Origin of the sequence: Dyadobacter diqingensis (assembly GCF_024220585.1) — a bacterium.
Classification (GTDB): domain Bacteria; phylum Bacteroidota; class Bacteroidia; order Cytophagales; family Spirosomataceae; genus Dyadobacter; species Dyadobacter diqingensis.
This window is the reverse complement of the sequence record NZ_JAMXKF010000004.1, coordinates 586319-598957: the sequence shown is the minus strand read 5'-3', so window position 1 is coordinate 598957 and position 12639 is coordinate 586319. Positions and strand designations below refer to the sequence as shown.

6 protein-coding genes are annotated in these 12639 nt (G+C 43.7%); all 6 read right to left on the bottom strand.

The window, feature by feature from the left end; genetic code table 11:
• Positions 1 to 25 precede the first annotated feature (25 nt).
• Positions 26 to 1750, bottom strand: coding sequence for a 3-keto-alpha-glucoside-1,2-lyase-like domain-containing protein (locus M1L62_RS14740; protein ID WP_254560347.1), 1725 nt, complete (start codon positions 1748 to 1750; stop codon positions 26 to 28).
• Positions 1751 to 2235: 485 nt separating this feature from the next.
• Positions 2236 to 4830 (bottom strand): DUF3857 domain-containing protein, encoded by a 2595-nt coding sequence (locus M1L62_RS14735; protein WP_254560346.1) that lies wholly within the window; start codon positions 4828 to 4830, stop codon positions 2236 to 2238.
• Between the two features lie 412 nt (positions 4831 to 5242).
• Positions 5243 to 6766 carry a glycoside hydrolase family 32 protein gene (locus M1L62_RS14730; protein WP_254560345.1) on the bottom strand — a complete coding sequence of 508 codons (1524 nt, stop codon included), beginning with the start codon at positions 6764 to 6766 and terminating at the stop codon, positions 5243 to 5245.
• 78 nt (positions 6767 to 6844) lie between these two features.
• Entirely contained in the window at positions 6845 to 8554 is a 1710-nt protein-coding gene (locus M1L62_RS14725; RefSeq protein WP_254560344.1) for a RagB/SusD family nutrient uptake outer membrane protein, read from the bottom strand.
• 13 nt (positions 8555 to 8567) lie between these two features.
• Entirely contained in the window at positions 8568 to 11726 is a 3159-nt protein-coding gene (locus M1L62_RS14720; RefSeq protein WP_254560343.1) for a SusC/RagA family TonB-linked outer membrane protein, read from the bottom strand.
• A gap of 19 nt (positions 11727 to 11745) precedes the next feature.
• Positions 11746 to 12627: a carbohydrate kinase family protein gene (locus tag M1L62_RS14715; RefSeq protein ID WP_254560342.1), complete on the bottom strand. Its 882-nt coding sequence runs from the start codon at positions 12625 to 12627 to the stop codon at positions 11746 to 11748.
• Positions 12628 to 12639: the final 12 nt, after the last annotated feature.

Sequence of the window (12639 nt, the reverse complement as noted above, 5' to 3'; positions counted from 1 at the left end):
TTTTTAGACAAAAGTTAAAAGGGCACTACCAGAACATGGAATAACTTGCTGAACCGGAAACCGGCAGCAGCAATTCCTGATTCTCTCCGGAGGTTCTTAACACTACTTTTGTCTTTTTGTCAATCTGGATATAATAACGGTCGTCGACCTGATAAAGGCCTTTTTCTATCATCTGAATCTGTTTTCCCGAAGCGAGTAAAGAATACAGCGTGCCCGATGGAGTTCCTTTTACCTCAATATTGCGGATGATACCCTCGGCTGTCGACGTGATATGATCCGATACTGATGCAGAACCCACTGCATAACGAATGGCTGGAAAACCCTGTGCATCCAGCGTATACCCCTGGTAGTTGACATTAGCGGAATCCGGCCAGGTGGCTTTTTCATCGTCAAGAACGGCAATGCTGCTTTTTCCTGAAACAGGAACCGTAAGTCCTGCCGGTTCTAGTAATTGCGGTTCGCCGCGCTCGTACCACATTTCCGTAACATTGGCAAACTGTCCGCGCCATGCCTGTAACAGAGCACCACGGTTTAAGTCCATGGTATAACTCCATCCCGTTGGGCTGCCAACAGAAAGACAATGCGTACGTTTGTATTTTTCGCCGCTTAAAAGAATAAACGAACGAACCATTTCAGGCCGTAAATCAGGTGTCACACCGATATAAGGTTTTGGTTCAGGTTCTGGCAACGACGACAGAATATGCAGATCGTACTGACGGATTCCTGCTTTTTGAACGCGAAGGCCCAAAGCAGGCTGGCGCCATGGAAAACGTGAATAGTGGATTTTAAAACGGTGTGTCCCTTTTGAAAGACTTACCGAACCGGTGTGTGATTCCTGAGAAGTACTTTCCCCGCTCGTTACAACTGTTTTTCCATCAATATCGAGGGTCAAAATCGGCCCGGAATAAATCGTGGTGAAAACATAGTCACCCTCTTCTTCGGCTGTCATTTCACCTTCATACACGAGATGGAATTCACGCATACCGTTGGTAACTTCCTGGGTCAGGCTTGGTGTTTTGGCTTCTTTTTCCAGTTTGGAATATTCTGTCGCATCCCATTTGTCTGAATATAATTTGTAAGTCAGGTTATTCAGCGACAATGGTTTACGGTCATTCAGAAGCTGGTATCCAATGTTGCGGAAAGCGATTGTGCCTTTGGTCACCTCGAAAGAAATCGGCTGTGCGTCTGCTACGGATTTGGATAATGGCAGATAAACGCTTTCTAGAACGGTTACGCCGTTCAACTTCAACGAATTTAAACGAGCCGAATTTTTTACAGTGGAAACGGACGCGTCGTAAGCAAGTTCAATCGCCTGCCAAAGCCCCGGTGCCTTTGCGGCATTCTGGCTAGGAAATTGTCTGATAAATCCTGTGGTTAAAGCACTTGGTTCTTTTTGTTTGTTATCTGCCAGGCGTAAACGCTGGCCGCCCGGAAGCACGATGTTTCCTTCGGCACCCGGCGAAAGCATGAATTCTGTGTAAAGGCGAAGGTCTTTGGCTTTAAATTTTGTACTGATCGCTGCGCCCGCGTTGCCAACAAGCGTACCTTCGCCACCTTGCGTTTTGGCGGCTTCTGTTTTGGAAGGATGTATGGCAATGCTGCCTTTTACCGACCAGTTTGAGCCGCTATTATCGAAAGAAGAAAGGTCTTTCAGGGAGACTGGGGAATAATTTCCTTTTCCCGTTTGAGCCGAAACCACAAGTGGAAAGGCCAGGAAAAAGAGACTGAGTTTTTGAATGATTGAACGCATTTTAAATATTAAGTGTAATGTTCACATTTAAAAAGCGAAGTACGGGTTTTTTTCTACTATTGTGTTACGATTTATTATTAATTTTTTTTGACATAGGACTTTGCCACGAATACTTAAATTTTTTCAAAGCTTTGGGGTTTGGCCAGTTATCGAAAACCTTACTAAAACTCACGTGTTACGAAAGATGCTGAATGTAAGCGAAATGTAGAAATTTAAATATAGTATTCTGTGTGTAAAGTGTTCATTATTAAATTGTTAATTGCTTAACAATGTGTTTAAAAATACGAAATAGGGAAGGGTGTTAAAGTTTAATCCCGACTTTTCTATATATCTGATCAATATAATGGAGATGTTAACCTATTTTACCCAATTCTGAAGCAATAAGGCCCGAAATCAGAGGGTGTTGAAGGCACGAGTACTTTTAGGTATCGTTAATCCCCTGTTTTATAGACATGGCGAATGCGGAAAAGCTGATGATGTCAGGATTAGTTTTCATTTGGATAGGTTGCAAGTTCTTGATCGTATTTGCCTACAAAAGTTTTCTGAACTCTGGCAGACTTATTCAGATAAGGGACCCAGATTGCAACTGCAATAATTTGCCGGGTAATTTCACTCAATGTTGCTTCACTTACGCTTAACTGAAAAAAGAGATTACTTATCGTGGCATCTGCTATGTGATACGCCAAAGTGGCGCCCATAAAAATGGAGTAGAGAAGAGGAAAAGAATCACGTTTCTTAAAGAATAGTGCAATCAATAAGATAGAGAAACAAGCGCCAAAAATAATGGCTGCCAGCTCGAATGTAAAGATCGTATGGAAGGCAAATATTTTAGAAGCAGATTGCCCTTGCAAAGCATTCCAGCCTGAATTTGTAAAATATACGTCAGCGGTACCAGCCATCAAATAAAATACAATCAAGACCGGACGGCTAACCAAGCCAATTGCAAGAAGTATCAACCAACCGCCAATGTCAATTCCGGGGAAGCCCTTATATTCAGAGATTGGAGAATACTTATAGATTTTAAGGCAAAACCAAATGCTGCCGGCCAGCACCAGAAATGAAATTAAAATCATTCCGATATTTAAATTATTGACATCCTCTACGCTTGGATCAGTTTCGTTCAACTCATATTCAAGATGATCCGAAATTTTGTCGATGTCTTTTCGAAATTGAGCTATCTGATCCGTTGCGATATGGTCCTTCAAGGTTTTATACGTGTAGTGGAGCTCCCAGACATTTTCTCCAGCAACCTTTTTTGAACTGAAACTAGCTTCATAAGCCTCTCTCTTGATTTCCCAATGATCCTCTGAAATATTTTGCCCACCCAACAAACTTACTTTAACAGTATAATCCATATTGTAGGGATATCTTAGAGATACTGGATTTTTTCGTGGCCGGTTTGGCAATTGAATTAATTGATCATAAAGCATTTTTCCTGTAATTCTGAAATAATACTTTCGCCGGGTGCTGTCGTATTGCCAGCCATTTTTCATAGAATACCGTTCAATTAAAGAGACATTATTCGCGTTTCGCTGATCGTAAAATTCCAAGGAATCCAGGATCTCGAACTCTGCGTGCTTGTAAGTATCTCTGTAATAATTTAAATAGTTCTTTTCAGTTTCAGAAAAACTGCTTCGTTGAAAGACGTCCCGTATATCATTCGCCTCGCCGCCAAAATAGATAGTTTTTGCAACCAGCGTCCCTTTTCCCGAAGTATCCGTTCGGTGGGGTGTAACAATTTCTTCAGTAATTGAAATACTGCCCGCGTCTTGATCGGAAATAGTAATGATATCTTTTTGCCCTTTTTTCAAAGGGAGGCCCATCCCGTAATCAGGAAAGGACACCTGAGAGGCTGTCCCTCCCTGCATGGAGATAGTAGCATCCACCAAATGAAAATCCTTTTTTTTATCCCCAACCGCAAAGCGAACCACCACGTGATTGAAATCTGCCGGGGTGGGGAGGTATTCGGTTACATGAGAACGATTGTACGTATTAACCAAAACTGGATCGCACTCAATATTATTAGCCTTCAGAAGTGCGCAAAGTAAAAATGCTTTGTCCTTACAGTCGCCATATCTTTGTCTGAAAACTTCCTCTGGACTATGCGGACGATGAGAATTTTCTCCGGTTTCGATACCCAGATACCGGATTTCGTCCTGAACAAACCGTATTGCCTGCTCTATATATTCATAATCACTTTGTTTTGCAATTTTCTTCCAGTCCTCAACTTTGCTTTTTAATTGTCCGGAAATATCAGGAACCTGATACAATTTCAGGCCCCAATTCACAACGTCCTGCCAGTTTTTAAATTCAGTAATCTGTACAAACGGATAATTATAAAACCACGAAGGTTTATATTCTTCCGAAGGAATACTTTTGATATTTTTAAGATCCCATTCGTAAACATTCTCACCACCTATTTTTTTGATTGTTTTTACCGGTGGCTTATTAAAATCCTTGAAGTAGAGAGTTCTATTCGTATTGGCAATGATTGCATAATGCATGTGAGAAACAAAGTCGTACGCTCCAAAACCAAAAATATTGGAATATTTATTGTCAAAAACAGAATTCCAACCGGTTATTGAGTAAGCATATTCAATACGATCTCCTTTTCGAATATCTTTTAGAATAAGTGAAGCAGAGTAATTTCCGTTGTAAATAAATCTTTGCCGGTCTGTTTCCTGAGGCATTACTTTAAAGTCCGAGATTTTCATCTGGCTAAAAGCCTTTCCACCACGCCAAATGATAATATTATGGAAGTTTACCTGTTCATAGGAGGGATCAAATAATACGGATATTTCAGAACCATTTTGAATACCGCTTTCAGATACTATTTGCTTAATAACCTTGTAATAAGATGTTTTTTTCTCAAGATTAACCTGCAAATCTGAAAACGTCACGTAATATCCATCCGCAAAATCCCTTGCCGATGCAGCTTTCCCACCAGGTACAACCGGGATAATCCAGGAAGGGACAGGCATAACTCCTACCGAGGCGCCAGCCAGAAGTCTTCCGCTAAACAAAATGATGAGAAAGAATTGCTGCCCAAATTTTTTAACAAAGCAAAAGATTAAATTCAAAAATAAATTTTTCAAGTTAGATAGAATGATTTAAAAGGAGGGAACTGGTTAGTATTATAATATCAGCTAAAATAATATTAAAAAAACGGATTTGTAAAAATTTGGTGACATTTCTGAATTTTCCGTCGTTTAATAGCTTTCAAGTACAATAAAAAATTTGTCAACAATCAATTCAATAGGTCTTTTATAAAAAACTTATCAGCTCTCCAAGCTACTATCTCTTTTTGGAATGGGTTCCGTTTTTTAGATTCCACGCCAAAAAGAGTTGAAATCTGTATGTCCGCGGTCAGTAAGGAGACACTGCCTGATGTACTGGTTATGGTTATAATGGACAGGTGGTTGTGTAAAAAGATGAAGCCGCAGATACGGTTTGTATCTGCGGCTTCATCTTTTAATTTTTATCAGTCCGTGTTTACTTAATCACCGACTGAATACTCAGCTTTTTGAAAACAGCCTGACCACCAGTCGAGAACAGCTCGATGTTTCCTTCATGTTTTGTCGGGAAGACAACGTCTGTCATTACCTGCTCGCCGCCGTTTGCGAAGATTTCAACAATCGATTTGTCAACAAGCAACTGCAATTTAATTTTGCCGTTTTGCGGTTTTACGACAATGGATTCTACACTTGGGAAACGGTCGCTAAAACCAATGTTTCCGGATTTGGTACGGTCGAAGGATAACGTATGGGTGGCAACGGTGTAGGTTAACACACTTTCTTCGTCTCCGCTTTTGAAAAGCCTGATGCCAAATTTCTCTGCTTTGCCAAGTTCTATTTCAGCTGTTAACTGATAGGATTCACCTTTGTAGGTCAGTGGCAAATTGCCGTTCACTTTAACATCGGATAAAACAGTTCCCTTTTTGAGCGAACCCGCTATGGAAAGTGGCGATTGTACCAGGCGATAACCGGCTTCCGTTTTTTTCAGGGACAACTCGCGGGGCACAGACATAGCGCCCTTGAATTTTTCTGTCGGGACTTTATTTGCATATTCCCAGTCATTGATCCAGCCAATCATCACCGGTTTTTGATGTTTTTCCGGCAGATTGTTAAAGGGAATTCCCGCGTAGAAATCTTTTCCTTCATCCATGTACAACACTTCGTTTTGTTTCTGCGCGATAAAGTTTTTTCCGTCAAAATCACCAACGAAATATTGCATAGCCAGATAATCCTTCTGACGATGGCCGCTTGACAAGGTCAGCACCCATTTTTTATCAGCACTGCCTTCAACCGGAACCTGAAATAACGCGCTGCATTCCCAGATTTTCGAAACGTCGCCCTGTTTGCCAAATTCACTGAGCAGTTTCCAGTCTTTCAGGTTTGGTGATTCGTAAAACTGCACGGTGTATTCCAGTGCCTTAACCACCGACATAATCCATTTTTTTCCGGGTGCATACCAGAACACAAACGGATCGCGAAAATCGGTGAGGCCGATGTCCAAAACAGGGTTTTTGTCGTAATGTTTCCAGGTACGTCCTTTGTCAGCGCTGTAAGCAAGGTTTTGGTATTGTGCCAGTCCTTTCAGGTTGGCATGTTTGTGGGCGGTGTAAATTGCCACCATCCCGTCCTTTTTTCCTTTTTCAAAAAAGCCGGAGGTATTTTCACGATCCACGACGGCACCTCCTGAAAAAATCATGGTCTGGGTTGAATCATCACCGTTTTTAAATTCTTCCAATGCGACAGGCAGATGCTGCCAGTGCAGCAGATCCTTGCTCACGGCATGTCCCCAGCTCATATGTCCCCAGACATTGCCATAAGGGTTATGCTGATAAAAAATATGGTATTCACCGTCCAGATACACAAGGCCGTTGGGATCGTTGATCCAGTTTTGTGGTGCCGAAAAGTGATAGGCCGGCCGATATTCTTCTTTTGCAGGCGTTTGAGCATAAAGTGTGCACGAAGCAACCAGTGCAATGGCTGTAATCCCGATGGATCTGATCATGATTTAGGATTTAAGTTTATAGATTGGTGAGCGTAGGACAGGACTGCACCTGTTTCCGAATGCAGTCCTGCGTTTAGTTTAGAATCCCGGATTCTGTTTGTAAAGTCCTTTTGTGAAACTGATCTCCCGTTGTGGAATGGGAAGATATTCATCCCTTCCGGCAGTGAATTTCGCCGTGGCTAAAAACGGTCTTCTCGTCTTTTCCTTGTCGATGTAGGCGTTCAGTGTCTTTTCTGCTATGCCCCAGCGGACCAGGTCAAAGAATCGTGGACTTTCTGTCGCAAATTCCAATCGTCTTTCCCATTGCAGCGCTTTTCTCGCAAAATCCTGTGTCCAGCCGGCAGCATATTCTTTGATGTTGTATTTTGAAGGCAGTGTTCCGTCCACTTTTTTCAATCTTCCCGTGCTCGCAGCCGCTCTTCTCCTGATCTGATTGATCAAGGGTAGTGCAAGTTCCTGCTGCCCGAGCTCAATGTATGCTTCTGCCTGAATCAGTAAAACATCGTCGTAACGGATGATATCTATGTTTTTTGATGACCCGATAAACGGACCTTCTTTATGATACGATGCACTTGTAGCCAGCTGCTGTTCTTTCATGGTATGGAAAAATCCATAAACGCCCGGGTCGCGGATCCAGCTGTTGCTGAATGGCTTTGTAGCATCATATTTGTACGGGTGGCCATCGATTCCGATGGTATGGTCTACCCGCGGATCAACGGTTTCGGTATTGAAATCAACATTTTTTTCGTTAAACGTGTCAAACAAGGGCAAACCGTTTGCATCGGTTTTATACGCGTTGGCCAAATTCTGACTAGGCTGGTGGAACCCGCAGCATCCGTATTGCGGAGCTCCGTGGGGATAATTTAATCCGGTTACGTAACTTAATCTGCCTGCGGCTGTACCATCGTTGATCGAGTACTGGATCGCAAAAATTGATTCAGGGCCATTTTCTGTTTCTGCAATAAAGTTTTCTGCGAAATCGGGTTGCAGGCTGTATTGTCCCGAGGCGATAACCTGTTGCGTCAGGGTCACAACTTCCTGCAATCTTGTTTTGTTGATATTCGTCACCTTGTGATTATCATCCTGCTCATAAGCCTGGAATAACCTTAGTTTTGCAAGATATGCCGCTGCCGATAATTTATTTGCACGACCAACCTGGCTTTGTTTCTGCGGCAGGTTATCAATGGCAAACTGGAAATCCTCTCCGATTTTATTCCATAACTCGTCGTTTTTGTACCGAACGTTTGACTCTTTCAAGATATCCTCACTGGTCAGGGTTTCCGTGATGTAAGGAATATTTTTAAACAGCATTTTCAACATAAAATGAGAATGGCCCCGCAGAAAACGCATTTCAGCCTGACGCGTCTTTTTTAACGGAAATTCTGCCTCGTTCAAAGCATCCAGACTGGTCAACGCTGCATTTGCTCTGGAAATGGCTTTGTAGAAATTTTCCCAGGTGTACGGATGCATAAAGGTCAGGTCCGGTCTTGTCAGATTGTAATGTTCATAAAAATCAACTTCCGCAACATCGGAAACACCGCCGCCGCCTTTGTAAGCATCATCTGAACGGACACTTCCGTACACCCACATGCTGGTCATTGGGCCGATCATTTCATCATTGCCAATACCGGCATAAGCGGCAGTAACCAGTGATTCAGCGGCGGACGCAGATTTTACGTTGTCGGAAGACAACAATCCCTGTGGTTCGTATTCAAGATAATCCTTGCAGGAGGTGGCTATCATCAAACTGCCAGCGAGTACTAACGGATATATAAGTTTATTTTTCATTGTTCGGAAAGAATTAGAATGAAACATTTAGTCCAACGGTAAGCGTACGTGGAATCGGGATCGCGTTGATGTCCATGCGTTCAGGATCTGGTCCGAGGAAGCTTTTCGACTTAATCAGGAAAAGGTTCTCCGCCATCAGATAAACCCGGATGCGTTGCAACTTTATTTTTTGGACAAACTCAGAATTGATTGCATAACCCAGCTGGATGTTTCTCAGCTTGAAATAGGATGTGTTCACATTGAAATAATCCGACGTACGGGTTTCATTATTAGCATCGGACAACGACAGGGCAGGAATTTTTGAACCCGTATTGGTTGTCGACCAGGCGTCAAATACACCAGGACCAACGTTATCACGTCCTCTTATGAAATTGTTGTAAAACGTGTAAGAGTCAAATCCTTTTCTGCCGGCGATACCTGAACCAAAAACTGACAGGTCAAAGTTTTTGTAAAACACTTCAACTTTCAGGTTGTATTCAAATGCAGGTAATGTTGTTCCGAAAAATACGCGGTCAAGATCATCGATTCTTCCGTCTCCGTTGGTATCCACATAGCGGATTCTTCCTGGACCCGCACCAACCTGTGTCGGAGCGGCGTCTACTTCCTGCTGGTTCTGGAAAAGACCGTTGGTTTTGTAGCCAAATAAGTCAAACTGTGAGTGGCCCAGGATCGTGTTTGTTACATTTCCTGCATACGCAGCTCTTACCTCTTCCGGCAATTCGGTGATTTTATCTCTGAACCGACTGATACCGGCCATGACGTTGTAAGTGAAATCGCCTTTTGGTTTTGCGTAATAACCCAGCGATAGTTCAAAACCACGGTTTGATTTAGCCGCACCATTAACAACTTTTAATTGTCCTTCGCCGACGGCGGAGGCAATAGGAGGGGTGATGAGGATGTCGCTGGTTTTGCGGGTGAAATAATCGAAGGAACCCTGGATACTTCCGTCAAGGAAGCCAAAATCAACACCGACGTTTGCTTCGTTTGTACTTTCCCATTTCAGGTTTGGATTGGCACCCTGTATTGAGACGATACCTGACGGTAGGTTGCCCGTGTTAGCGCCATTAAGGTCATAAGCCGTTCCTATGTTATAATATTGGTCAAAAAAGCTGTTATGGCCATTAGAAAATTGCGATTGTCTTGTTCCGTAACGGGTATCGTACAAGCCGAAGCGGGCAAGATCTCCGATCTCCTGGTTTCCTACGCGGCCAACGCCTGCTCTTAGTTTCAGGTTACTTATTTTCTTCACATTTTTGAAGAAATTCTCTTTGTCAATTCTCCATCCAACCGAAGCTGCCGGGAAAATACCATATGCGTTTTCGCTGCCAAAACGAGAAGAACCATCACGGCGGATCGTTACTGCGGCCAGGTATCTGTCGGAAAAGCCATAATCAACTCTGGCGAATTGTGACAGTAATCGGCTTCCGGATCCTGTGCCGGTTACGTTCGTATTGCCGGTACCTGCATTCAGCACAAAGTAATCTTCTGTTTGTACGGCAAAACCTTCTTTTCTTGCAATCTGATAATCTGAATTATTTTTGATCGCCTCAACACCGACCAGGAATTTGAGGTGATGGTCGCCAAGATCCAGGTTATATCTGGCAGTATTTGACCATGTTAAACTCAAATAGCGGTTTTCGTCAAGCGTTAAACTGTTGCTGGTACGTCCGAAGGATCCTTCTTCGAAAGCTTGTTCGATATTTTTGAATCGATAATTGGCGTTATCAGCACCGAGACTTGTTTTCAGGAAAAAGTTTTTCAACGGCTGAATTTCAACAAAGACATTGCCAAAAAGCGTCAGCCGTTGGGTGTTGTCCCATTTGTTAATATCCTGCATGTGAAGCGGGTTGTTTCTGTCGGAATACCCTGACCCGATCGCGCCACCCCAGGAACCGTCTTTGGCATATACCGGAATTGTCGGGGCAAGTGTCACTGCCAGACCTGGTGTAAGCGCACCGCCAATATCCGTAGACGCAAGCGTTTCGTTGGAAGTAGCGAGCTGCACGTTTGCGCCGATTTTCAGTTTTCCGTCAAAAGCGCTTGTCAGGGCATTGATACGGCCGCTGATTTTTTCATAATCTGTAAACCGTAACATGCCCGTGTTTTTGAAGTAACCCAGGTTAACCTGTAAGGATGAGTTTTTTGTTCCTCCCGAAATGGTCAGTTCATTGTTGGTAACAATACCGGTTTTGTACACTTCTTTCTGCCAATCCGTATCACCGGCCGGCATGTTTTGATTACCTCCAACAAACGGCTGAACTTTTACGCTGTTCAACACCGGATTTTTAAAGTCTTTGTTCCAGTCAAATGCGTACAATGCGCCATAACCATCTTCCGGATTTACACCATCGTTAACGGATGCACGCCATAAAGCACGTCCTCTGTCCACTGAATTAAGCATTTTAAACCGTGCGTATTTTTCAGACTGGGCAGAAATACTGCTGTTGAAATCGATATTAATCTTTCCGTTGGAATTTGCACCATTTTTTGTCGTCACAATAATGACCCCATTGGATGCTCTCGATCCGTAAATCGATGAGGCTGAGGCATCTTTCAAAACCTGGATCGATTCGATGGAATTGGGATTTAATCCCTGGAAAACTTCCGGTCTCTTCGTGGGTACACCGTCAATAATGTAAAGCGGGTCGGTGTTTCCCAGCGTGTTGGCACCACGTATCAGGATTCTGGAATTGGTCCCGTTTGGTGAGCCGGTCTTTTCAATATACAATCCGGGTACGCGGCCCTGCAATGCCTGCATCGGGTTTCCTGAACTGATATTTTTAAGCGGCGCCATATCAACGACCGCGATCGCTCCGGTTAAATCTTCTTTTTTGGAAGAAGTATAACCCACCACCACAACCTCACCAAGATTCTTGGAATCGTATTCCAGCGTCACATCCAGTTTGGAATTGTTACCTGCCGGAAGTTCCTGCGCAATCATTCCCACATAGGAAAATACCAGCGTTGCCGTTCCGGAAACAGAAATCGAGTATTTTCCGTCCACATCCGTGATGGCGCCGTTTGTTGTACCTTTTTCAAGGATGCTGACACCTGGCAATGTTAACCCGTCGGAGGCCTTTACGGTACCGGTGACGGTACTTTTGGTTTGTGCCCAGACTATCTGTATGGAGCACAGGATGGACAGTACCACCAGTTGTAGTTGTTTTTTCATAGATGTATAAGTTGATCGATTAGTTACTCAGGAATTTTTCAAGTTCGTATTCTGAAATCGAAGGAGTGGCGCCCTGGTAGGTTGCTACGAGCGCGCCCACTGCGCAGGCATTTTTCAGAGCTATCGCAACGGACGAGCCTGCCAGCATGTGTTTAAGGAACATGGCCAGAAACGAGTCGCCGCTGCCGATGGTATCCTGCACTTCTACTTCATAACCACCTTGGCTCGTAAAGCCATCTGCGTCCAGAACCATGGCTCCGGCAGCGCCAAGTGTCAGACAGATCATTTGGAGGTCGAACTTATCAGCCAGAAATTTCATCTGCGTTTGGGTATCCGGAAGTATGCCGTACCAGCCAGCTACAATGCTAAGTTCATGTTCATTGACTTTAACGATATCCGCTTTACCCATCAGGTATTCGATGGTAGCGCGGTCATAGTGCGGCGGGCGCAGGTTTACATCAAAAACTTTAAGCCGGGCTTTTTCCAGTAAATTGTAAAGCGTTTCTTTCGTTTGCTGATTGCGCACAGCCAGACTTCCGTACAGGAAAACCTCAGATTTTTCGACCAGCTCCGTCGTTTTTTGATCGGGCTGGATATAATCCCAGGCAACGGGCTGCACAATTTTATAGGCTACTTCGGTCTTATCGGTCAGGTTAACCTTTACTATGCCGGTCAGGTGCGTTTCGCCGACCTGTACATATTCGGTCGATAAGCCTTTGCGATTCAGATAATCGGTGAGTTCAACACCCAGGTCATCTGTGCCCACACGGCTGATGAAGGCTGGGTTTAATCCGAAGTTTTTTAAATGAATGGCTACGTTCATGGGCGCACCGCCGGGCTGTTTGCCTGAGGGGAGCATGTCCCATAACATTTCACCGAAGATTACGATTGCAGGTGTCATATGTTTTGTGGG

Bases quoted from the DNA above. Each gene is read 5' to 3' on its own strand.
- M1L62_RS14740 (WP_254560347.1), bottom strand. From the start codon at position 1,750: ATGCGTTCAATCATTCAAAAACTCAGTCTCTTTTTCCTGGCCTTTCCA.
- M1L62_RS14730 (WP_254560345.1), bottom strand. From the start codon at position 6,766: ATGATCAGATCCATCGGGATTACAGCCATTGCACTGGTTGCTTCGTGC.
- M1L62_RS14720 (WP_254560343.1), bottom strand. From the start codon at position 11,726: ATGAAAAAACAACTACAACTGGTGGTACTGTCCATCCTGTGCTCCATA.
- M1L62_RS14725 (WP_254560344.1), bottom strand. From the start codon at position 8,554: ATGAAAAATAAACTTATATATCCGTTAGTACTCGCTGGCAGTTTGATG.
- M1L62_RS14715 (WP_254560342.1), bottom strand. From the start codon at position 12,627: ATGACACCTGCAATCGTAATCTTCGGTGAAATGTTATGGGACATGCTC.